Consider the following 21,649-nt stretch of genomic DNA (forward strand, 5'->3'; position numbering starts at 1 on the left):
CGCTTGGGTTGCCACTCACATTCGCGTTTCGTTACCGTGCCTACTGGTCCAGATCACGGCAAGGTCACGAAAAGAAGGACATCGCAGGTTGCTTGAGCACAGTTCGCCCCGCTCCCCGAAGGGAACCGCGACGAGTGCTCGCAAGCCGATAACTCCTCCCTCTGCCGCCGAAGTGACCGACATCATCCCGTTCAACGAGTTCGGTGACCTGCCCGAGCTCGATTTCCGGGACAGCTCGGCGTTCGACAAGGAGCAGCGCGTCATCGCGGCTCCGGAACTCGACGACCTGAACGACACCGACGACCTGGTCCCGTTGCGGCTGGCCGTGCCCACGGAGTTCCAAGCGGGCGAAACCTCGGACGCCGTCAAGCGCTCCACCCGCGGTTACCGGGACAGCCACACCGATCTGAGCGACGGCCTGGCCAAGACCGACATCATCGACATCCGCGGCCAGCGCACCGGTGGCGCACACCGCAAGCAGACCGTGGGCGCCGTCAAGAGCCGCCTACTGATCGCCGCAATGGCCGCCGGCGCCACCGCTTCGGGTGCGTACACGCTGAGCACCGCCGACTCGTCCAAGCCCACCTCGGACACCATCCTGACCGGCGCACAGGCCGGCATCAGCGGCGGTGTGATCACCGGGTCGACCGATGGCATGCAGATCGTCACCGTCGAGCCGGCCGCCAGCTCCGCGGTACACGCCGAGGAGATCACCAAGGCCGCCGCCTTCGCCCAGGAGCGCGCCGAGCGGGAAGCCCGGCTGTCCCGCCCGCTGTTCGTGATGCCCACCAAGGGTGTGTGGACGTCGGGCTTCGGTTACCGATGGGGCGTGTTGCACGCCGGCATCGACATCGCCGGACCGATCGGCACGCCCATCGTGGCCGTGGCCGATGGCACCGTCATCGACGCCGGGCCGACCGCCGGCTACGGCGCGTGGGTCAAGATCCGCCACAACGACGGCACCGTCACGCTGTACGGCCACGTCAACACCTGGCTGGTGTCGGTCGGGCAGCGCGTGATGGCCGGCGACCAGATCGCCACCATCGGCAACCGCGGCAACTCGACCGGCCCGCACTGCCACTTCGAGGTCTTGCTCAACGGCAGCAACCGCATCGACCCGGTGCCGTGGCTTGCTCAGCGGGGGCTTAGCCCCGGCACCTACGTTGGATGATGTGAGTTCCGACCCGTCCGACGAACCCCGCACGAACATCATCCGCCGGAGCCCCACCGGTTCGTTCCCGGCGATCGGGGATGACCGCACCGCCTTCGTGCGCAGCCCGGCCGAGCCCGACCAAACCAGCTACATCCCCAGCTACACCCCGCGCCCCACGCCGCAGGCGGTGTCGGCGCGGCGCGAACCCACCGCCGCGGCGGCCATTGCCGCGGCGGTGTTCAGCATCCTGACCGGCTGGGCCACCGCCGTCATCGCCACCGACCTGATCGCCGGCTGGTGGCGCACCGATCGGCTGTTCTGCGTGGCCATCGGATTCCTGACCGCGATCTCGGCGGCGGCCGCGATCGGTGGCCTGATCGCACTGCTGCTGCGCCGCCGGCTGGGCCGGCTGCTCATCGTCATCGGCGCGGCGATCGGACTGATGATCTTCGGCTGCCTGTTCCTGGCCGGCGCGCGACTGCACCCCGTCGTCTACGCGATGCCGGTGTTGCCGGTCGCCGCGATCGTGCTGGCGCTGCTGCCCGCGACGGGCCGTTGGGCGCGCGGCTGACTAGAGCTTGCTGACCGGCGCGTGGTTGTGCATCAGCTTGACCCGGCCCGCACTGCCGAAGTCGATGAGCGACATGGCCGATTCGCCCATGCCGGAGACCTCTTCCACCCGGCCCAGCCCGTACTTGTCGTGGGTGACCCGGTCACCCGGCTCGAGCACCAGCAGCGTGCGGTTACGTCCCGCCGAGGACCGAGCCGGTGCCGGACGCGCGCTGTCGGCGAACCGGCCCACACTGCGCGGGGCGCTCAACACCGACGCCGGCGTCTCGACGCGGCGCCAGTTGATCAGTTCTTCCGGGATCTCCCGCAGGAACCGGGACTCCGGATTGAGCATCGGCTGTCCCCACGATGACCGCACCTTGGCCCGGCTCAGGTAGAGCCGCTGCCGGGCCCGAGTGATCCCCACGTAGGCCAGGCGGCGCTCCTCGGACAGCTCGGTCGGGTCGCCGAGCGCCCGCATGTGCGGGAACATGCCGTCCTCCCAGCCGGTCACGAACACCACCGGGAATTCCAGTCCCTTGGCGGTGTGCAGGGTCATCATGGTGACCACGCCGGTGCCGTGCTCGGGGATCTCGTCGGTGTCGGCGACCAGTGACACCCGCTCCAGGAACTGCGCCAGCACCCCGGTTTCCGGGACGTCTTCGTCGAGCTCCTCTTCCTCGCGCAGCGCCTGCGCATTGGCCAGGTCGATACTGAATTCGTGTGCGACGCTGACCAATTCGTTGAGGTTGTCCAAGCGCGCCAGATCCTGCGGATCGTTGGACGCCTCGAGTTCGCGACGGTAGCCGGTGCGGTCGAGCACCGACTCGACGAGGTCGCCCAGCTCACCGTCGAGGCCGCCGCGCAACTCGTCGAGCAGCGCCACGAACGAGGCAATGGCCTTCTCCGAGCGAGTGTTGAGCATCGGGACCTTGCCCTCGGCAGCGGCCTGCAGGGCGTCGTTGAAGCTGGCCCCGGTGTTCTCGGCGTACACCGCCACGCACGCCTCTGCGCGGTCCCCGATACCGCGGCGGGGGGTGTTCAGGATGCGCCGCATGCTCACCGAGTCGCCAGGGTTGTCCAGCACCCGCAGGTAGGCGACGATATCGCGAATTTCCTTGCGCTCGTAGAACCGAACGCCGCCGACAACCTTGTACGGGATGCCGGACCGGATGAACACCTCTTCCAGTGCACGCGAGGAGTTGTTGGTCCGGTAGAACACGGCGACGTCGCTGTAGTTGATCTGATCCTGGTCGGCCAGCGCGTCGATCTCACCGGCGACGAACCGCGCCTCGTCGTGCTCGTTGTCGGCGACGTACCCGACGATCAGCTCACCGTCACCGGAGTCGGTCCACAACCGCTTCTCCCGACGCCCCGCGTTGCGGGAGATGACGGCGTTGGCCGCATTCAGGATGGTCTGGGTGGAGCGGTAATTCTGTTCCAGCAGAATGGTTGTCGCGTTCGGGTAGTCGCGTTCGAAATCCTCGATGTTGCGGATGGTGGCACCGCGGAACGCGTAGATGGACTGATCGGCGTCGCCCACCACACAGAGCTCTCCCGGCGGCACCTGGTCGTCGGGGTCATGCCCGACCAGCTCCCGCACCAGCACGTACTGGGCGTGGTTGGTGTCCTGGTACTCGTCGACCAGGATGTGCCGGAACCGGCGCCGGTAGTACTGGGCCACCTGTGGAAACGCTTGCAGCACACCGACGGTCTCGCCGATCAGGTCGTCGAAGTCCAGCGCGTTGGCGGCGCGCAGCCGGCGCTGGTACTCACCGAACACCGAGGCCACGGTTTTCGACATGTCGTCGGAGGAGTCCGTCAGCTCGGCGACCGCCCGCTCCGGATCGATCAGTTCGTTCTTCAGGTTGGAGATCCCGTTGGACAGCACCCGCGGCGAGTACCGTTTGGTGTCCAGCCCCATGTCCTTGGCGATCATCATCAACAGGCGCCGAGAATCGTCGGCGTCGTAGATGGAGAAGTTGGAGTTCAGGCCGGGCAGCAGCGAGGCCTGGTTGCGCAGGATGCGCACACACGTCGAGTGGAACGTCGACACCCACATGTTGCGCGCCCGGGGCCCGACCAGTTGGACCACGCGCTCGCGCATCTCCGCGGCGGCCTTGTTGGTGAAGGTGATGGCCAGGATCTGCCCGACGCCGACGTCCCGGGCGGCCAGCAGATAGGCCACCCTTCTGGTCAGCACCGCCGTCTTGCCCGACCCGGCGCCGGCCACGATGAGCAACGGCGACCCCTCGTGCAGCACAGCTTGGCGTTGCTGCGGGTTGAGTCCGTCGAGGAGTTGATCGGTTTCGCTGATGACGCTCATATCGGTGTCAAACCTACCGCTGCACGGTGACACTTTTTGCGTCGACGGCCAGCTTGATGGCACACTCGAAACGTGCTCCAGCAGCAGGGACGATTTTTTTACGGGTACCGATCCGCGGTGCCCGTGGTCTAGCTGCTTCCCAGAGCCCCGCGGTCCGCATCCGGATCCGGGGCTCGTCTGTTGTGTGAGGCCCGAAACCGGATGAAACCAGAACCCACCAACAGTGAGGAGTCATCCATGAGTCTCGAAACCGACGCCCCCAACATCGACGACCTCCGCCTGGAGATCGACCGGCTGGACGCCGAGATCCTGGCCGCCATCAAGCGGCGCAAAGAGGTCTCCCAGACCATCGGCAAGATCCGGATGGCCTCCGGCGGCACCCGCCTGGTGCACAGCCGGGAGATGAAGGTGATCGAGCGCTACAGCGAGCTCGGCCCCGAGGGCAAGGACCTGGCGATGCTGCTGCTGCAGATGGGCCGCGGCCGCTTGGGCCACTGAGGCTGGGCCCCTAGGGCTTGGCGAAGCCGGCCTGGGCCAGCACCTTCTGACCAGCCGCCCCGGTGACGAGTTCGACGAACTTGTGCGCCAGGTCCGGGTCGGCGGCGCCCTTCAGCGTCGCGATCGGGTAGGTGTTCACCGCGCCCGCCGACTCCGGGAAGGCGACCCCGTCCACCTTGCCGCCCGAGCCGGCGACGTCGGTGACGTACACCAGCCCGGCGTCGGCCTGACCGGTCGACACCTTGCCCAGCACGTCGGTCACCGACGACTCCTCACTGACCGGGGCCAGCGTCACCTTGGTGGCGTCCTCGAGCTTCTTGGTGGCGGCCCCGCACGGCACCTGCGGCGCGCACACCACGACGGCCAGGCCCGGCCTGGCCAGGTCGCCGAAGGTCTTGATGCCCTTGGGGTTGCCCGGGGGCACCGCGATGGTCAGGGTGTTGGTGGCGAAGCTCACCGGATTGCCGGCCAGCAGCCCGGCCTGGGCCGCCTTGTCCATGTTCTTGGTATCCGCCGAGGCGAACACGTCGGCCTTGGCGCCCTGGGTCAACTGGGTCACCAGGTCCGACGAGCCGGCGAAGGAGAACTCCACCGTCGCGCCGGGGTTGTCGGTCTTGAACTGCTCGCCGATCTGCGTGAACGTCTGCTTGAGCGAGGCCGCCGCGAACACCACCAGGTGCTGATCGGGTGCGGGCTTGTCGGAGCCGCATCCCGCGGCCAACATCGCGGCGGCGAGTATCAGCGCGGCCGAGCGTTTCATGTGCTGTCTCTCTCGCCGAGTTCGACGTTTTGCCGGGATCCGCCCGCACTCTCGCGCCCGTTTGATCAATTGGGCGGGACGGGGTCAGGGGGTGAAGGCGATGTACTTGGTCTCCAGGTACTCCTCGATGCCCTCGGTGCCGCCCTCGCGGCCGAAGCCGGACTGCTTCACGCCGCCGAACGGCGCGGCCGGATCGGAGATCACCCCTCGGTTCACGCCCACCATGCCGGCGTCCACCGCCTCGGCCACCCGCAGCGCCCGGTCCAGCGACTGCGTGTAGATGTAAGACGCCAACCCGTACTCGGTGTCGTTGGCCGCGGCGATGCCCTCCTCCTCGGTGTCGAACCCGATGATCGGCGCGACCGGGCCGAACACCTCCTCCTTGAGGATCCGTGCGTCGGCGGGCACGGCGTCGAGCACCGTGGCGGGGAAGAAGTTGCCCGGTCCGGCGGGCGCCTCACCGCCGACGGCGACCTCGGCGCCGCGTTGCACGGCGTCGGACACCAGCTCGTTGACGATGCCCAGCTGCTTGGGTGAGATCAGCGGCCCCAGCGTCGACGCGTCGTCCAAGCCGTTGCCCAGCTGGTACTCGCCCATCCGCTTGACCAGCTTCTCGGTGAACTCCGCGCGCACCGCGTTGGCGACGTGGAACCGGTTGGCCGCCGTGCAGGCCTCGCCACCGTTGCGCATCTTGGCCAGCAGGGCGCCCTCGACGGCGGCGTCGACATCGGCGTCGTCGAACACCACGAAGGGCGCGTTGCCGCCGAGCTCCATCGACGTGCGCAGCAGCTTGTCCGACGACTGCTTAACCAGCGCCTTGCCGACGCCGGTGGAGCCGGTGAACGTCAGCTTGCGCAGCCGGCCGTCGTCGATCAGGGCTGTGGTCAGCGCGCCGGGATCGGACGTGGGCAGCACCGACAGCACGCCCTTGGGCAGGCCGGCCTCATCGATCAGCTTGGCCAGCAGCAGCATGGTCAGCGGGGTTTCCTGCGCGGGCTTGACGATCATGGTGCAGCCGGCGGCCAGCGCCGGGCCGATCTTGCGGGTGCCCATCGCCAGCGGGAAGTTCCACGGCGTGATCGCGTAACACGGCCCGACGGGCATCTTGGTCACCAAGATGCGCCCGGTGCCGGCCGGGCTGTGGGTGTAACGGCCGTCGATGCGCACCGCCTCCTCGGAGAACCAGCGGAAGAACTCGGCGCCGTATTTCACCTCGCCGCGGCTCTCGGCGATGACCTTGCCCATCTCCAGGGTCATCAGGGTGGCCACGTCTTCGGCACGCGCCGTGATGGTTTCGAACACCGAGCGCAGGATCTCACCGCGTTCGCGCGCCGGGGTGGCGGCCCAGTCGGCCTGCACGGCCGCCGCGGCGTCCAGCGCGGCGATACCGTCTTGCGGCGTCGCGTCGGCCACCGAGGTGATCACCTCGTCGGTCGCCGGATTGTGCACCTCGAACGTCGACGTGCCGGCGCGCTCCTCACCGCCGATCCACAGTCCTGTGGGCACGGATGAGATCAGCTCTGCCAAGTGTTCGGTGCGCATACATCCATCATGTACACCCTCGACACGCACGCCGCACTAAGGTCTGAAGAATGAGTGCTGACATCACCGCAACGGCCGCATGGCATTCGCTGGCGCGTCACCATGACGAGCTCGCGTCGAAGAATCTTCGGCAGATCTTCGCCGAGGATCCAGCCCGTGGAACCGAACTGACGCTGACCGTCGGCGATCTGTACATCGACTACAGCAAGCACCGCGTCACCCGCGAAACCCTGGATTTGCTGGTCGATCTGGCCAAGGCCGCTGACCTGGAAGGCCGCCGGGACGCGATGTTCTCCGGCGAGCACATCAACACCTCGGAGGACCGAGCGGTGCTGCACACGGCGCTGCGGCTGCCGCGCGGGGCGCAGCTCACCGTCGACGGTCAGGACGTCGTCGCCGATGTGCACGAGGTGCTGGACGCGATGGGCGCGTTCACCGATCGGCTGCGCTCCGGCGAGTGGACCGGCGCCACCGGCCAGCGCATCACGACCGTCGTCAACATCGGCATCGGCGGTTCGGACCTGGGCCCGGTGATGGTGTACGACGCGCTGCGCCACTACGCCGACGCCGGGATCTCGGCGCGCTTCGTGTCCAACGTCGACCCGGCCGACTTGGTCGCCAAACTGGACGGACTCGACCCCGCCACAACGCTTTTCATCGTCGCATCGAAGACGTTCTCCACGCTGGAGACGCTCACCAACGCGACCGCCGCGCGGCGCTGGCTCACCGACGCGCTCGGCGATGCCGCGGTGTCCAAGCATTTCGTGGCGGTCTCCACCAACAAGCGCCTGGTCGACGAGTTCGGCATCGACACCGCCAACATGTTCGGCTTCTGGGACTGGGTGGGTGGCCGCTACTCGGTGGATTCGGCGATCGGGCTGAGCGTGATGGCCGTCATCGGCAAGGAACGGTTCGCCGAGTTCCTGGCCGGTTTCCATCTGGTCGACGAGCATTTCCGCACCGCACCGCTGGCCGAGAACGCGCCGGCACTACTCGGCCTGATCGGGCTCTGGTACAACAACTTCTTCGGCGCCCAGTCCCGCGCGGTGCTGCCCTACTCCAATGACCTGTCCCGTTTCGCCGCCTATCTGCAACAGCTCACCATGGAGTCCAACGGCAAGTCGGTGCAGGCCGACGGCAGCCCGGTGACCACGAGCACCGGCGAAATCTATTGGGGCGAGCCGGGAACCAACGGCCAGCACGCCTTCTACCAGTTGCTCCATCAGGGCACGCGACTGATTCCCGCCGACTTCATCGGATTCAGTCAGCCCACCGACGATCTGCCCACCGCCGACGGCACCGGCAGCATGCACGACCTGTTGATGAGCAACTTCTTCGCCCAGACCCAGGTGCTGGCGTTCGGCAAGACGGCCGAGGAGATCGCGGCCGAGGGAACGCCGGCCAACGTGGTACCGCACAAGGTGATGCCGGGCAACCGGCCCACCACCTCGATCCTGGCGACCAAGCTCACCCCCTCGGTGGTGGGCCAGCTGATCGCGCTGTACGAGCACCAGGTCTTCACCGAAGGGGTCATCTGGGGTATCGACTCGTTCGACCAGTGGGGCGTCGAACTGGGCAAGACCCAAGCCAAGGCGTTGCTGCCGGTGCTCACCAGCGATACCTCACCCGCGCCGCAGACCGACACCTCGACGGATGCCCTGGTGCGCCGCTACCGCGTCGAAAGAGGGCGCAGCGCTTGACGACTTCGGCGCGCCTACCCACGGTGACCGCGGGTAGGCGCGCCGAAATCACATGAGTCAGCCGGGCAGGTCGATGGTCCGGCACGGCCCGCCGGGCACACACGCGATACCGCCGCCCGGGCCCGCCTCGGCCCACGGGCCACCGGGCACACCGGCCGAGACATGCCCGTCGGCGCCGGCCTGGGCACCCGGGCCGCCCGGAATTTCGGCACCGGCACCCTGCGGGCCCGCCGACGGCGTACACGGGGTGCCGTCCGGGTTGTAGCAGCCGGGGGCCGGTGGTGCCGGCGGCATCGGCTCGGCCATCGCAGCCGGGGCTAGCGCGATGGCTCCGGCAGCGGCCGCACCTGTGAACAGTAGGGGCGTCATCTTCATCAGTTTCACCATCATGTGGTGTCGACTACCCGGTGATCGCGGCCGACTAAACGTGACGACCGGGAAAAATCAGGCGAACCGCTTGGTGTACTTCGGCGGCAGCATCCGCATGATCTGCGTCAGCGGCGCCCACGGCCAGCTCGGAACCACCGCGCGGCCCTTCTCCTTCTCGATCGCGTTGACCATGGCGCGCACGCCGGTCTCGTTGTCGACCATGAGCATGGTGGTGGCGGATTTGGCCGTCATCTCCGACTCGATGTACCCGGGCTCGATGACGGTGATCCGGATGGGGCCCTTGTCGTATTCGGCCCGCAACGACTCGCCCAACGAGGTCATCCCGGCCTTGCTGGCGCAGTAAGCGGCCTTACCGCCGGGCACGCCGGTGTTCCCGAGCACCGAGGAGATGAGCACCAGGTGCCCGCCGCCGGTCTTCTTGAACATCTCCAGCGCGGTTTCGATCTGCGCCATCCCGGCGATCAGGTTCGTCTCGACGGTGGCCTTGTTGGCCCACGGCTTGCCCTCGCCCAGCGGCCACCCCTTGCCGATGCCGGCGTTGACGATGACGCGATCGATGCCGCCCAACTCGTCGGACAGGGCGCCGAAGACCCGTGGGATGGCCTCGTGGTCGTTGACGTCGAGCGCGGCGACCGCCACCTTGACGTACGGGTGCTTGTCGGCGATCTCGGCCTTGAGTTCGTCCAGCCGGTCGGTGCGGCGGGCGCACAGGGCCAGGTCACGACCCTTCGCGGCGAAGGCGCGTGCCATGCCGGCGCCCAGTCCGGAACTGGCACCGGTGATGAGGATCTTCTGGCGAGTCATGGCAGCAGAATAACCGAGTTAGATAACTCGCCCCGCGCGCGTGCTCGGTCTACTTCAACAGCCGGGACATCCGCCGGTCGGCCAGTTTCTTGCCGCCGGTCTGGCACGTCGGGCAGTACTGGAACGACTTGTCGGCGAAGGACACCTCCGCCACGGTGTCCCCGCATACCGGGCACGGCAGTCCGGTGCGGGCGTGCACCCGCAACCCGGACCGTTTCTCACCTTTGAGGGTGGCCGCGCCCTGCCCGACCGATCGGGTGACGGCATCGGTCAGCACCGTCACCATCGCGTCGTGCAGCGCGCCGAGCTGGTCGGCCGTCAACTTTCCCGCCGTGGCGAACGGGGAAAGCTTTGCCACGTGCAGGATTTCGTCACTGTAGGCGTTGCCGATACCGGCGATGACCTTCTGGTCGGTGATGACGGTTTTGATGCGGCCGCTCTGCCCGGCCAGCACCTCGGCGAGTTCGGTCGGCCCCAGGGCCAGGGCGTCGGGTCCGAGCGCGGCGATCTGCGGGACGGCCATCGGATCGGTGACCACCCACACCGCGAGGCGTTTCTGGGTGCCGGCCTCGGTCAGATCGAACCCCTGGCCGACACCGTCTGATGTCGCCGCCCGGGCGGCTCCCAGGTGCACCCGCAGGGCGATCGGTCCCTTGCCCGGCTTCAGCGGTGTCGGGGCCAGCTTGTCCGACCAGCGCAGCCAGCCGGCCCGGGACAGATGGGTGATCAGGTACAGCTCCCCGGCCTGCAGACCGAGATACTTGCCCCAGCGCGCGGCACCCGTGACGGCCTTGCCGTGCAGCGCGGTGACGGGTGGGTCGAAGGTCTTGAGCACCGACAGGGCCGCCACGTCCACGCGCGTGATCGTCCGTCCGGCGGCGTGCCGGCGCAGGTGATCGGCGAGCGCCTCGACTTCGGGCAGTTCGGGCATGGGTCCAGTGTGGCATTGCAGGGGCGAGCGAAGCGAGGTACTGCAGACTGGAGGGGTTAGCGCCCGGTCACAGCAGTTTCTCCACGGTGATCGGAAGATCGGTGACGCGCTTGCCGGTTGCGTTGAACACCGCGTTGGCGATGGCCGCGGGCACCCCGACGATGACGATCTCGCCGAGGCCCTTCACCCCGATGGGGTCGGCGATGGTGTCTTCGGCGGTGAGGAATTCGGCACCCAATCGCGGGATATCGGCGTTGACGGGCACCAAGTAGTCACTGAGGTTCGCGTTCACCACCCGTCCGTCCCGGTGATCCAGTTCAGCGCGCTCCAACAGCGCCATCCCGATGCCGCCGACCATCCCGCCGATTGCTTGACTTTGCGCCAGTAGCGGATTCACCACTCGGCCGGCGTCGTAGCAGGCGTGCAATCGTCGCACCCGGACGATGCGTAGTGCGGCGTCAACGGCCACCTCGGCGTACACCGCGCCGTAGGCGTACATCGAGTACCGCTGATCGGCATCGTCGGGGGTCCAGGTCTGCTCCGCGTCCGAAGCCGGCCATCCGCGCCGGTGCAGCAGATCGCGGTACGTCTCACCGCGACTCGGGTTACCGCGCAAGAACATCCGGCCGTCGGCGACGCCGACTTCGTCGGGGTGCGCGGCGTTCAGCGGTGATGCGGGGTCCACCACTGCGGTGCGGATCATCCTGTCTCGCAAGCTGGTACACGCCGAGAACACCGCCGAACCGACGCTGGCCATGGTGCGCGAGCCGGAGTGCGACGGCGCCTTCGGGTAGTTGCTGTCCCCGAGCGCGAAGCGCACCCGGCTCATCGGCAGTCCGAGCGCGTCGGCGGCGACCTGGGTCATCGACGTATAGGTGCCCGGCCCCATGTCACTGGTGGCGGTCTGGACTTCGGCGCTGCCGTCGCCGTTGATGCGCACCAATACATCGCTTTCGCTGCGGCTGGTGTGATATCCGGCGGCGGCCATCCCGATGCCGATGAGTTGGTCACCGTCGCGCACGACGCCGGGCACCGGATTGCGGCGCGACCATCCGAAGGTGTCGGCGCCGCGGCGCAGGCATTCGGCCAGCCGTCTGGTCGAGAACGGCAGACCGGTGCTCTGGTCGTGGTCAGGCTCGTTGCGCAGCCGCAGCTCGACGGGATCGATGTTCAGCAGGTGTGCCAAATCGTCCATGGCCGACTCCAGCGCGAAGGCGCCGGTGGTGGCGCCCGGTCCGCGCATGTAGGTGGGCAGGTTCACGTCCAGGGGCACCACCCGGTAGGTGGAGCGCATGTGCGGGCTGGTGTAGAGGAACTTCGGGGAGGCGGTGAGCCCGTCCTCGTAATGCCCATAGCGGGCGGTTTCGGTCGCCCCCTCGTGCACGGTGACCTGGATGTGCCCGGATCGCTGTGCACCGATCGCCAGTCGCTGTCTACTGGTGGGCCGGTAGCCGATTCCGGTGTAGGTCTGCTTGCGGGTGAGGATGAGTTTGACGGGCCTGCGCAGCTGCCGAGCGGCGAAGGAGGCCAGCAGTTGGTGCGGCCAGGTCTGACCGGCGCTACCGAATGCCCCGCCGACGAACGGTGAGATCACCCGGACGTTGTCGACCGGGATGCCGTGCGCCTCGGCATGGGCTTCCCGCGCGGACACGATCGACTGGACCTTGTCCCACACCGTGAGCCGGTCGCCGTCCCAGCTGGCCACGGTGGCCGGCAGTTCCATGGGGTTGTGGTTGTTGCGTGCGATGCTGTAGCGGTGGTCGGTGACGACGGCGGCGGTTCCCAGCGCGGCCTCCGGATTCCCGCGGACATAGTCCTTCTGATTCTCCGCCGGATGCCGGAACGCCCCCGGCGCATCGATATCGGTGAGTTGAGCGGCCTGGTGATAGCGCACCTGCACCAGCGCCGCACCGTGGGTGGCGGCTTCCAGCGACTCGGCGGCCACCATCGCCACCGGTTGGCCGAAGAAGGACACCGTGGTGGGGTCGAACGGCAGCTTCACCGCGGCGAAATCGGTGAACACTCGCAGCACGCCCGGGTGGGCGGCGGCCGAGGTGGCATCGATATCCCGTACCGCGCCGGCGGCGACGGTGCTGCAGACCAGGACCGCGTGCGCGACCCCCTGCACCGGGTTGTCGGCGGCATAGCGGGCCCGACCGGTGACCTTGAGAGGGCCGTCCACGCGCACGATGGGACGCCCGACGATGTCGGGGGCTACGCGCTGCGGCTGGGTCATGGCAGCGCCGCCACGGTGGCCAGCTGCCGGGCCACCGTGCGGCGCAGCAGTTCCACCTTGAAACCGTTGCCGGACAGTGGTTGGGCGCCGTCAGCTGCCGATACCGCTGCCGCAGGCCACAATTCGGGACGTACGTGCCGACCGATCAGGGCGTTCTCGACGGTGGGTAGTCGCCACGGGACGGTGGCCACCCCGCCCACCGCGACGCGCGCGGCCGCGACGACGCCGTCGGTGATGTCGAGCGCGACCGCCGCCGAGGCCAGGGCGAATTCATAGGACTGGCGGTCGCGTACCTTGCGGTAACCGCTGCGGCGCAGCCAGGGACCGGACGGGATCTCCACGGCGACAATGAGTTCACCCGGCCTGAGATCGTGCTCGACATCCGGGCTATCGCCAGGCCTCCGAAAGAATCCGGCAACGGGGATGCGACGCTCGGCACCGGCGTCGCGGGTGATGACCACGGCGTCGAGTGCCACCAGCGCTACCGCCAGATCCGACGGGTGGGTGGCCACACAATGGTCACTGCCGCCGAGGATGGCGTGGGTTCTGTTGAGCCCACCCCTCGCGGCGCAGCCCGTGCCCGGGGTGCGCCGGTTGCAGGCGGCGGTGACATCGCGGAAATACAGGCAGCGTGGACGCTGCATCAGGTTTCCACCGATGGAGGCCATGTTGCGCAATTGCGGAGACGCACTGCGCTCCAACGCTTCCACGACGAGCGGGTAGGTGCGCCGGACGTCGGGGTCGGTGGCCAGATCGGCCATCCGCACCAGGGCCCCGACCCGCAGCCGGTCCGGTCGCAGATCGATCTCGCGGTAGGGCAGCGCGTTGATGTCGATTACTGCGCCGGGTCGTTCGACAGTCTCGCGCATCAGGTCGACGAGGGTGGTGCCGCCGGCAATGTAGCGCGCGCCCGCCGCCCCGGCCGCCAGGGCCGCCTTCTCGTCGTGGGCCTTGGCGAACGTGAACGGGTACACCTGCGGTCAGGCCTTCTTCGCCGTCTCGGCGACCGCCGTCACGATATTGGTGTAGGCCCCGCACCGGCAGATGTTGCCGCTCATCCATTCCCGGATCTCGTCGTCGGAGCGGGTGTGGCCTTCGGCGATACAGCCCAACCCGGACATGATCTGCCCTGGTGTGCAGTAGCCGCACTGGAAGGCGTCGGCCTCGATGAACGCCTGCTGCAGGGGGTGCAAGCGGTCAGGTTCGGCGGGATCGGTGAGACCCTCGACGGTCTGGATGTGGGCGCCGTCGTGCATCACCGCCAGGGTCAGGCACGAGACGATCCGCCGGTCGTCGACCAGAATGGTGCAGGCACCGCAAGCACCCTGATCGCAGCCCTTCTTGGTGCCGGTGAGTCCGACCCGTTCGCGCAGCATGTCCAGCAGCGAGGTGGTGGTGTCGACCGTGACATCGGTGTCGGTTCCGTTGATGCGCAGCTTCACGTCGACGGTAGCCCCTGCAACGGTGGGCCTCTCGGCATCGCAGCCGGCGAGCAGTGGCGCCGCCGCGACCGCGCCGCCGACCGTTATCGAGGCACCGACGAAGGCGCGACGGTTGATCTGCGGAGGCACCCGCGCGAGCGTACGCCCGCAGTCTGTGGGCGCCCGGGGTTCAGGTACGGATCAGCAGCGACAGCAGCCAGCTGACGATGGACAACACGATGGCCGCCCAGATTGCGGTCCACCAGAAATCGTCGATGAACAGACCCCAGTGCGTGGTGTGCTCGGTGATCCACGAGGTGATCCACAGCATCAACGCATTGACCACGACGTGGAACAGGCCGAGGGTCACGATGTAGAGCGGAATCGAGATGATCTGCACGATCGGCTTGATGACCGCGTTGACCAGACCGAAGATGACCGCGACGACGAAGATGATGCCGACGCGTTGCACCGTCGTGTCACCGCCGACGAATCGGATTCCTGACACGAACAGCGTCACCACCCACAGCGCCAGCCCGGTCAGTGCGGCACGCAACAGAAAAGACGTCATCGATCCGCTCCTCGCAGTAGGTAGATGTCCATGATCCAGCCGTGCCGCGCTCTGGCCTCGGCGCGGCGCGCCGCGATCCGCTCACCAACCTCGCCCACGGTGCCGGACTCCAGCAACTCGTCCGGGGTGCCCAGATAGGCTCCCCACCAGATCCGGGTGTCCGGCGGGCAGGTCAAGAACGAGCAGTCGCCGTCGAGCATCACCACGGCGTCCTCGGCCAGCCCGTGGTCGCGGAGACGGCGGCCGGTGGTGATCAGCACCGGTGCGCCGATTTCGTTGAGCGCGATGCGATGTCGCGCGGTGAGTGCCTGGATGGCGGTGATGCCCGGAATGACGTCGAACTCGAACGCGACGTGTTCGGCCACCCGTTCCAGGATGCGCAGCGTGCTGTCGTACAGCGAGGGATCGCCCCAGGCCAGAAAGGCCCCGACGCCGTCGGGGCCGAGTTCGGTTTCGATGGCCTGGGCCCACAATCGGGCCCGGGCGGCGTGCCACTGGTCGACGTTGTCGCGATACTCGCCCTCGGTGGCCCGTTTGGGGTCGGGCAGTTCGACGAACCGGTACCCGGGTTCGGTGATGAACCGGTCGCAGATCAGCCGGCGCAGCGCGACCAGATCGTCCTTGGTCTCGCCCTTGTCCATCGCGAAGAACACGTCGGTGTCGTTGAGCGCCGAGATGGCCTGCATGCTCACGTAGTCCGGGTCGCCCGCGCCGATACCGATGACATGGATGGTGCGCACCTAGGAAGGCTAGCCGACCGCCCAATTGCGCAAACGGGCGGGAAAGTGCGAGAACTTGCCGACATTTCGTCGATTTCGGCGAACCGGGAGTATCCAGTACCCGGGGTATTGACTACTGGCGCCGGGCGGACGTAGCGTCGGTTCACGGGATTCGAAAGGACGTCACGCATGACGGCTTCGGTGAGAACTCAAACCACGCGCGCTGAATTCGCCGAGCGGCTGCTCAAGGGATCGGTGCGCAAGTCGTATGCCCCAATCGTCGACATCGACTGGGACGCCCCGTTGGATCCGGACAAATTCTTCCTGCCGCCCAAGGTGGTGTCGCTGTACGGCACCCCGTTGTGGGAGGCGATGAGCCGGGCCGAACAGATCGAGCTGTCCCGCCAGGAACTGGTGAACACCTTGTCGGCGGGCATCTGGTTCGAGAACATCCTGAACCAGGCGTTGCTGCGCAAGATGATGCATCAGGATCCGACGGCCAGCACGACCCATTACGAACTGACCGAACTCGGCGACGAGACCCGGCACATGGTGATGTTCGGCAAGGCGATCGCCAAGGTCGGCGCGGAGCCGGTGCGGCCCAGGCTGTATCAGCGCATCATCATCAACGGCCTGCCGTTCATCTTTCGCGGCTCGGTGCTGTGGGTGGCCGCGTTGATCGGCGAGGAGATCTTCGATTCGCTGCAGCGGCAGATGATGGACGATCCCGAACTGCAGCCGATGGTCCAGCGGCTCATGCGGATTCACGTCACCGAGGAGGCGCGACACATCCAATTCGCCCGCGACGGACTGCGTAAGCGCACGCCGACGATGTCGCGGTGGAAGCGGTTCTGGATCGGCAACCTCAACGGGGCCGGCGGTTTGTTCTTCCGTTTCCTGTTCACCAACAAGGTGCAGTACGCCAGGGTGGGCCTGGACGCCCGCGCGGCCCGCCGGATGGCGCGTAACTCTGCTCACCGCAAGCAGACCCAGATCTCCGGTTTTGCCCCGCTGGCGGCGTTCCTCGAAGAGGTCGGTCTACTCGGCCCGATCGCCCGACGAGTGTGGCGACGTTCCGGGTTCCTTCCCGCGACGGTCCCGGCGGCCCCGCGGCTCGACGAGGGCGAAGACGAATTCGTCGAGGACGTCTACGACGGCCCTGCCACGGTGAACGGGCGGGCGGTACGCGTCCGGCTGACCGGACACCTGGACCCGATCGACGGGAAATACCACTGGCAGGGCACGGTGTTCGACGAGCTCACCGAGGCCCCGCGCGGCGCCGCCACCGTCACGATCGACGGAAATACGGTGCAGGGCAAGTGCACCGAACGCTCCCAGCAAGGCGGCTATCAGATCGCCGGCGCGGGTTCGCCGCCCTTTCGCTTGGCGTGACCGAACACCAGCACCGCGATCGCGAACACGGCGCCGACACCACCGGAGATCAGCAGCGGCACGGTGCCCTGGCCGGCACCGGCACCCCAGGCCAGTCCCGCCCACACCCCCGCGAACAGGATGGCGAATCCGCTCGCACCCTGGAAAACACCTTGCGCGCTGGCCTGTACGTCCGGGCCGACCAGCGACGAGATCCACGCCTTGCCCACCCCGTCGGTGCAGCCGGTGAACAGTCCGTACACGCCGATCAACAGCCAGGCCGCCACCGGATCGTCGGTCAGGCCCAACCCGGCGTAACCGATCGCAAAGAACACCAGGCCGATGCCGAACACCTGGATCCGACCGATCCGGTCGGCCAGCACTCCGGCCGGGTAGCTGCTCAGTGCGTAGACGGCGTTGTAACCGACGTAGGCCAGAATCACCTCCACGACCGAGAAGCCGATCTCGTTGAGCCGCAGCAACAACAGTGCGTCGGGGAAGTTGATGATTCCGAATACAACGAGCGCACTTGCGGTGCGCCAGTACCGACCCGGCAGATCTTTCACGTGCGCGAAGATCGGTGGGCGCGCCGCGCGCTCCGGGCGCTTGCGCTCCCGAGACAGGAACACCAGCGCCACGCTGAGGACCGCCGGCACCGCGGCCACCCACAGCAGCGGCGCGATCTGATGATCCAGCAGCTCGTAGCCGGCCAGCCCGATGAGCGGTCCGATGACCGCCCCGAAGGTGTCCATGGCGCGGTGGAAACCGAACACCCGGCCCCGGTGCGCGTCGTCGACGTCGACCACCAACAGCGCGTCACGCGGGACGCCGCGTAGCCCTTTACCCAGCCGGTCGACGACCCGACCTGCCAGCACGCCCTGCCAGGACGCGAACGCCGCCACCATGATCTTGCCCAGGGCCGCCATGCCGTACCCGGTGGCGATGAGCGGGCGGCGCGCGAACCGGTCCCCCAGCGGGCCGGAGGCCAGCTTGGTCAGCGACGCGGCACCTTCGGCCGCGCCTTCGATCGCGCCGACCACGGCGGGTGGCGCGCCAAGCACGGTGGTCAGGTAGATCGGCAATAGCGGGTAGAGCAACTCGCTGGCGGTGTCCTGCAGAAAGGACACCGCGGAGAGCACGCGAACGTTGCGGGTGAGCCAGCCGGCGGGCACCCGCACATCATGCCCCGCCCCAATCCGACACACAGAACTAGAACACGTTCTAGTATCGCCTCATGCGGTTCACCTATGCGGAAGCCATGACCGACCCGAGTTACTACATCCCGCTCGCCAAAGCGGCCGATGCGGCCGGCTATCACGCCATGACCATTCCGGACAGCATCGCCTACCCCGAGGTGTCGGACTCCAAATACCTGTACACGGCGGACGGCAACCGCGAATTCCTGGACGGCAAATCCTTCATCGAGTCGTTTGCACTCATCGGCGCACTATCGGCCGTCACCACCAATCTGCACTTCAACATCTTCGTGCTGAAGCTGCCGATCCGACCGCCGGCGCTGGTCGCCAAGCAGGCCGGGTCCCTGGCCGCTCTGTTCGGCAACCGGCTGGGTCTGGGTGTCGGCACCAGCCCGTGGCCCGAGGACTACGAGATCATGGGCGTGCCGTTCGCCAAGCGCGGCAAGCGGATGGACGAGTGCATCGACGTCATCCGCGGCCTGACCTCGGGTGACTACTTCGAGTACCACGGCGAGTTCTACGACATTCCCAGCATCAAGATGACGCCCGCACCCACCAAGCCGGTGCCCATCCTGGTCGGCGGTCATGCCGACGCCGCACTCAAGCGCGCCGCACGCAACGACGGCTGGATGCACGGCGGCGGCGACCCCGAAGAACTCGACCCGCTCCTGGCGAAGCTGCAGCAGTACCGCGAAACCGAGGAGCGCATCGGGCAGGCCGACGATTTCCAGATCCACGTCATCTCGATCGACGGGTTCTCGCTGGACGGTGTCAAGCGCCTCGAAGACAAGGGCGTGACTGACGTGATCGTCGGCTTCCGGGTGCCCTACATCATGGGCGAGGACACCGAGCCGCTGGACACCAAGATCCGCAACCTGGAGTGGTTCGCCGAGAACGTCATCGCGAAGGCCAACGGTTAGCCCGAACGTGAACCGGTGGGCGACCTCCCGGCAGAACCTCGCCTACGAGTTCACGTTCGGGCGACAAGCGCGTCCACGGCGCGCGCACTGAGCACCTCGTCGAGCGCCATGGCCGCACTGCCCACCGGCGCCGCGGTACCGCCGTGCGCCGAGGCCACCACCTCCAGCTCGCGGGTGGCCATCGTGGTTGCGTTGCCGTACAACGCTTCTCGCAATCCCGCGACGAAGATGTCGTAGGCGCCGGCCATATCGCCGGTGATGACGAGCACCTTGGGGTTGAGCAGGTTCACCGCCGGAGCGATGCCCTCACCCACGTACCGCCCGCTGTCGCGGATCATCCGGCGGGTTTCGGGGTCGCCGCCGTTGGCCAGCTCGACCACGTCACGCAAATGTCGGACGGTGTAGCCGCGCTGCTGCAGCTCGTGCACGATGGCCCAGCCACCCGCGACGGTCTCCAGGCATCCGGTGTCGCCGCACCGGCACGGACGCCCCTTGGCCGCGGCGATCTTGTTGTGGCCGAATTCGCCTGCGGCGCCGGAGGCTCCGCGCTGCAGAGCACCACCGGCGATGATGCCGGCACCGAGCCCGGTCGAGGCCTTGAGCACCAGCAGGTCGGTGTGGCCTTCGAGTTCGCCGCCGCGCTCGGCGAGCGCGATCGCGTTGGCGTCGTTGTCCAGGATCACCGGGATCGCGTCGAACCGATCGGCGAAGTACGGCCGCAAGGCCACCCCGTCCCAGCCCGGCAGGATGGGCGAATCCCGGCTGCAGCCACGCTCGCGGTCCACCGGCCCGGGCAGGCTCAGACCGATCCCGAACACCGTCGCGGACGGGCGGTCCTCGAGCAGCACATCGAGACCCTTGACCACGTCGGGCATCAGGTCGTCGGGGCCCAGGGCCATCTCCTGGTCGATATCCGACAGCCGCAGGATCACTCCGGCCAGATCGCACACCGCCAGCCGGGTCCGGCTGATGCCGACGGCCACCGACAGCACGACGCCGGCGTGGGTGTTGAAGCTGACCGGGGTGGCCGGCCGGCCACCGGTCGACGGGACCTGCTCACCTTCGAGCACCAGTCCGGCGTCGGCCAGCGCCGCGAGGCGGGCGGCCACCGCGGTCCGGGACAGCCCCGTGACGGCGGTGATATCGGCGCGTGTGGTTTCACCCCGTTCCCTGATCAGGGTGAAGACGTCGCCGGCGGTGGCCATGACCCGATTGAACACCGAAAACGTAAGTTACGCCACTTTGACCTCATATAGACAAAAGTCGGTTGGCCGAGTGACCTAAGTGGCCCTACGCTGATCACGTGTCCCGCACAATCGCCCAACCGCACCGGCCACTGTCCGTCGTCGCCCCCGACCCGACCGTGCGCTGGCTGGCCGTGTTGGCGCTGGCGCTGGGCGGTTTCGGCATCGGCACCACGGAATTCGTGGCCATGGGGCTGCTGCCCGATATCGCCGCGAGCCTGCACGTCTCCGAGCCGACCGCCGGTCATGTCATCTCCGCGTACGCCCTCGGCGTGGTGATCGGCGCCCCGCTCATCGCGGCGCTGACGGCGCGGGTGAACCGCAAGACGCTGGTGCTCGCCTTGATGACGCTGTTCACGGTGGGCAACTTGGCCAGCGTGTTCGCCCCGAGCTACGGCACGCTGGTGGCCGCCCGGTTCGTCGCGGGCATCCCGCACGGCGCTTTCTTCGGCATCGCCGCGCTCGTGGCCGCCCACCTGATGGGCCCGCAGAACCGGGCCAAGGCCGTCGCGCACGTGCTGACCGGTCTGACCGTGGCGACCGTCGTGGGGGTGCCCGTCGCGTCGGCGCTCGGGCAGCACTTCGGCTGGCGCAGCGCCTTCGGCCTGGTGGTGGCCATCGGGCTGGTGACCCTGACCGCCATCTGGTTCTGGGTGCCCAACCTGCGCTCCATGCACGTCACCAGCCCGCTCACCGAGTTGGGCGCGCTGCGCCGGGTGCAGGTGTGGCTGGCTCTGCTGGTCGGGATGGTGGGCTTCGGCGGCATGTTCGCCGTGTACACCTACGTCGCCACCACCATGACCGACGTCGCCGGGCTGCCGCGCGCCCTGGTGCCGCTGGCCCTGATGGCCTTCGGGCTCGGGATGGTGATCGGCAATCTGGCCGGCGGCCGGATGGCCGATATCTCGGTGGTGCGCGGGCTGTACCTGTCCATCACCGCGCTCGGCGTGGTGCTGGCCCTGTTCGTGCTGGCCGCGCACAACCCGTGGACCGCACTGTTCGGACTGTTCCTCATCGGCGCCGCGGGATCGGCGATCGGCCCCGCCCTGCAGACCCGGTTGATGGACGTGGCGCACGACGCCCAGACGCTGGCCGCCGCGCTCAACCACTCGGCGCTGAACATCGCCAACGCCACCGGCGCGTGGATCGGCGGTGTGGTGATCGCCGCGGGTTACGGCTACACCGCGCCCGCCGCGGCGGGCGCGGTGCTGACGCTGGCCGGCTTGGCGGTGCTGACGCTCTCCGTCGCCTTGCAGCGCACCACCCGTCGCCGAGCGGCCGTGTCTGCACAGTGACGCGCCGCGATCCCCGGCATTTC

General features: G+C 67.9%; 20 protein-coding genes. 7 read left to right on the plus strand and 13 right to left on the minus strand.

Going from position 1 to position 21,649, the window contains the following annotated elements:
- Window positions 1-88: 88 nt before the first annotated feature.
- Window positions 89-1,171, plus strand: coding sequence for a M23 family metallopeptidase (locus tag AWB94_RS33345; RefSeq protein ID WP_062659422.1), 1,083 nt, complete (start codon window positions 89-91; stop codon window positions 1,169-1,171).
- On the plus strand, window positions 1,164-1,724 hold the full coding sequence (locus tag AWB94_RS33350; RefSeq protein WP_062659423.1) for a hypothetical protein: 561 nt from the start codon (window positions 1,164-1,166) through the stop codon (window positions 1,722-1,724). The genes AWB94_RS33345 and AWB94_RS33350 overlap by 8 nt, the downstream gene beginning before the upstream one ends.
- On the opposite strand, the gene pcrA is transcribed toward AWB94_RS33350, so the two are convergent.
- Entirely contained in the window at window positions 1,725-4,028 is a 2,304-nt protein-coding gene (gene pcrA / locus AWB94_RS33355; protein ID WP_062659424.1) for a DNA helicase PcrA, read from the minus strand.
- 201 nt (window positions 4,029-4,229) lie between these two features.
- On the opposite strand from pcrA, the gene AWB94_RS33365 reads away from it, so the two are divergent.
- Window positions 4,230-4,526, plus strand: coding sequence for a chorismate mutase (locus AWB94_RS33365; RefSeq protein WP_062659425.1), 297 nt, complete (start codon window positions 4,230-4,232; stop codon window positions 4,524-4,526).
- A gap of 10 nt (window positions 4,527-4,536) precedes the next feature.
- Here AWB94_RS33365 and modA read toward each other — a convergent pair whose 3' ends face one another.
- Both modA and AWB94_RS33375 read right to left on the minus strand, forming a co-directional pair.
- The gene (gene modA / locus AWB94_RS33370; RefSeq protein WP_062659426.1) at window positions 4,537-5,286 is read right to left on the minus strand and encodes a molybdate ABC transporter substrate-binding protein; all 750 of its coding nucleotides are present in this window, start codon (window positions 5,284-5,286) and stop codon (window positions 4,537-4,539) included.
- 84 nt (window positions 5,287-5,370) lie between these two features.
- A complete protein-coding gene (locus tag AWB94_RS33375; protein ID WP_062659427.1) occupies window positions 5,371-6,828 on the minus strand; it encodes an NAD-dependent succinate-semialdehyde dehydrogenase in 1,458 nt (485 codons plus the stop codon).
- 50 nt (window positions 6,829-6,878) lie between these two features.
- On the opposite strand from AWB94_RS33375, the gene pgi reads away from it, so the two are divergent.
- Window positions 6,879-8,528, plus strand: coding sequence for a glucose-6-phosphate isomerase (gene pgi, locus AWB94_RS33380; RefSeq protein WP_062659428.1), 1,650 nt, complete (start codon window positions 6,879-6,881; stop codon window positions 8,526-8,528).
- A 57-nt stretch (window positions 8,529-8,585) separates the two neighbouring features.
- On the opposite strand, the gene AWB94_RS33385 is transcribed toward pgi, so the two are convergent.
- The 8 genes from AWB94_RS33385 to cobF all read right to left on the minus strand — a co-directional run bounded on the left by AWB94_RS33385 (window position 8,586) and on the right by cobF (window position 15,621).
- Window positions 8,586-8,903 (minus strand): hypothetical protein, encoded by a 318-nt coding sequence (locus AWB94_RS33385; protein ID WP_234811975.1) that lies wholly within the window; start codon window positions 8,901-8,903, stop codon window positions 8,586-8,588.
- A 69-nt stretch (window positions 8,904-8,972) separates the two neighbouring features.
- Complete coding sequence (locus tag AWB94_RS33390; protein ID WP_062659430.1) at window positions 8,973-9,722, minus strand: SDR family oxidoreductase; 750 nt, start codon at window positions 9,720-9,722, stop codon at window positions 8,973-8,975.
- A 49-nt stretch (window positions 9,723-9,771) separates the two neighbouring features.
- A complete protein-coding gene (locus AWB94_RS33395) occupies window positions 9,772-10,653 on the minus strand; it encodes an Fpg/Nei family DNA glycosylase (RefSeq protein WP_062659431.1) in 882 nt (293 codons plus the stop codon).
- Window positions 10,654-10,720: 67 nt separating this feature from the next.
- Window positions 10,721-12,889: a xanthine dehydrogenase family protein molybdopterin-binding subunit gene (locus tag AWB94_RS33400; RefSeq protein WP_062659432.1), complete on the minus strand. Its 2,169-nt coding sequence runs from the start codon at window positions 12,887-12,889 to the stop codon at window positions 10,721-10,723.
- Window positions 12,886-13,863: an FAD binding domain-containing protein gene (locus tag AWB94_RS33405; RefSeq protein ID WP_062659433.1), complete on the minus strand. Its 978-nt coding sequence runs from the start codon at window positions 13,861-13,863 to the stop codon at window positions 12,886-12,888. The genes AWB94_RS33400 and AWB94_RS33405 overlap by 4 nt, the downstream gene beginning before the upstream one ends.
- Before the next feature lie 6 nt (window positions 13,864-13,869).
- Complete coding sequence (locus AWB94_RS33410; protein ID WP_062659434.1) at window positions 13,870-14,460, minus strand: (2Fe-2S)-binding protein; 591 nt, start codon at window positions 14,458-14,460, stop codon at window positions 13,870-13,872.
- A gap of 40 nt (window positions 14,461-14,500) precedes the next feature.
- Complete coding sequence (locus AWB94_RS33415; protein ID WP_062659435.1) at window positions 14,501-14,881, minus strand: phage holin family protein; 381 nt, start codon at window positions 14,879-14,881, stop codon at window positions 14,501-14,503.
- On the minus strand, window positions 14,878-15,621 hold the full coding sequence (gene cobF, locus AWB94_RS33420; protein ID WP_062659436.1) for a precorrin-6A synthase (deacetylating): 744 nt from the start codon (window positions 15,619-15,621) through the stop codon (window positions 14,878-14,880). Before cobF ends, AWB94_RS33415 begins: the two co-directional genes overlap by 4 nt.
- A 168-nt stretch (window positions 15,622-15,789) precedes the next feature.
- On the opposite strand from cobF, the gene AWB94_RS33425 reads away from it, so the two are divergent.
- Window positions 15,790-16,992, plus strand: coding sequence for a diiron oxygenase (locus tag AWB94_RS33425; RefSeq protein ID WP_062659437.1), 1,203 nt, complete (start codon window positions 15,790-15,792; stop codon window positions 16,990-16,992).
- Here AWB94_RS33425 and AWB94_RS33430 read toward each other — a convergent pair.
- A complete protein-coding gene (locus tag AWB94_RS33430) occupies window positions 16,950-18,149 on the minus strand; it encodes an MFS transporter (protein ID WP_062659438.1) in 1,200 nt (399 codons plus the stop codon). The two genes, AWB94_RS33425 and AWB94_RS33430, sit on opposite strands and share 43 nt — an antisense overlap.
- Before the next feature lie 56 nt (window positions 18,150-18,205).
- On the opposite strand from AWB94_RS33430, the gene AWB94_RS33435 reads away from it, so the two are divergent.
- Window positions 18,206-19,087 (plus strand): LLM class flavin-dependent oxidoreductase, encoded by an 882-nt coding sequence (locus AWB94_RS33435; protein WP_062659439.1) that lies wholly within the window; start codon window positions 18,206-18,208, stop codon window positions 19,085-19,087.
- A gap of 50 nt (window positions 19,088-19,137) precedes the next feature.
- On the opposite strand, the gene AWB94_RS33440 is transcribed toward AWB94_RS33435, so the two are convergent.
- Window positions 19,138-20,292 carry an ROK family protein gene (locus AWB94_RS33440; protein ID WP_062659440.1) on the minus strand — a complete coding sequence of 385 codons (1,155 nt, stop codon included), beginning with the start codon at window positions 20,290-20,292 and terminating at the stop codon, window positions 19,138-19,140.
- A gap of 98 nt (window positions 20,293-20,390) precedes the next feature.
- Between AWB94_RS33440 and AWB94_RS33445 the strand changes: the two genes are divergently transcribed.
- The gene (locus tag AWB94_RS33445; RefSeq protein ID WP_062659441.1) at window positions 20,391-21,626 is read left to right on the plus strand and encodes an MFS transporter; all 1,236 of its coding nucleotides are present in this window, start codon (window positions 20,391-20,393) and stop codon (window positions 21,624-21,626) included.
- Window positions 21,627-21,649 lie beyond the last annotated feature (23 nt).

This window comes from Mycolicibacterium canariasense, assembly GCF_002101555.1.
Taxonomy (GTDB): Bacteria; Actinomycetota; Actinomycetes; order Mycobacteriales; family Mycobacteriaceae; genus Mycobacterium; species Mycobacterium canariasense.

Excerpts from the sequence above, each read along its gene's own strand:
- AWB94_RS33395 (WP_062659431.1), bottom strand. The coding sequence starts at position 10,653 with ATGCCCGAACTGCCCGAAGTCGAGGCGCTCGCCGATCACCTGCGCCGG.
- AWB94_RS33435 (WP_062659439.1), top strand. The coding sequence starts at position 18,206 with ATGCGGTTCACCTATGCGGAAGCCATGACCGACCCGAGTTACTACATC.
- AWB94_RS33375 (WP_062659427.1), bottom strand. The coding sequence starts at position 6,828 with ATGCGCACCGAACACTTGGCAGAGCTGATCTCATCCGTGCCCACAGGA.
- AWB94_RS33390 (WP_062659430.1), bottom strand. The coding sequence starts at position 9,722 with ATGACTCGCCAGAAGATCCTCATCACCGGTGCCAGTTCCGGACTGGGC.
- AWB94_RS33440 (WP_062659440.1), bottom strand. The coding sequence starts at position 20,292 with ATGGCCACCGCCGGCGACGTCTTCACCCTGATCAGGGAACGGGGTGAA.
- AWB94_RS33425 (WP_062659437.1), top strand. The coding sequence starts at position 15,790 with ATGACGGCTTCGGTGAGAACTCAAACCACGCGCGCTGAATTCGCCGAG.
- AWB94_RS33400 (WP_062659432.1), bottom strand. The coding sequence starts at position 12,889 with ATGACCCAGCCGCAGCGCGTAGCCCCCGACATCGTCGGGCGTCCCATC.
- pcrA (WP_062659424.1), bottom strand. The coding sequence starts at position 4,028 with ATGAGCGTCATCAGCGAAACCGATCAACTCCTCGACGGACTCAACCCG.
- AWB94_RS33415 (WP_062659435.1), bottom strand. The coding sequence starts at position 14,881 with ATGACGTCTTTTCTGTTGCGTGCCGCACTGACCGGGCTGGCGCTGTGG.
- AWB94_RS33385 (WP_234811975.1), bottom strand. The coding sequence starts at position 8,903 with ATGAAGATGACGCCCCTACTGTTCACAGGTGCGGCCGCTGCCGGAGCC.
- pgi (WP_062659428.1), top strand. The coding sequence starts at position 6,879 with ATGAGTGCTGACATCACCGCAACGGCCGCATGGCATTCGCTGGCGCGT.
- AWB94_RS33365 (WP_062659425.1), top strand. The coding sequence starts at position 4,230 with ATGAAACCAGAACCCACCAACAGTGAGGAGTCATCCATGAGTCTCGAA.
- modA (WP_062659426.1), bottom strand. The coding sequence starts at position 5,286 with ATGAAACGCTCGGCCGCGCTGATACTCGCCGCCGCGATGTTGGCCGCG.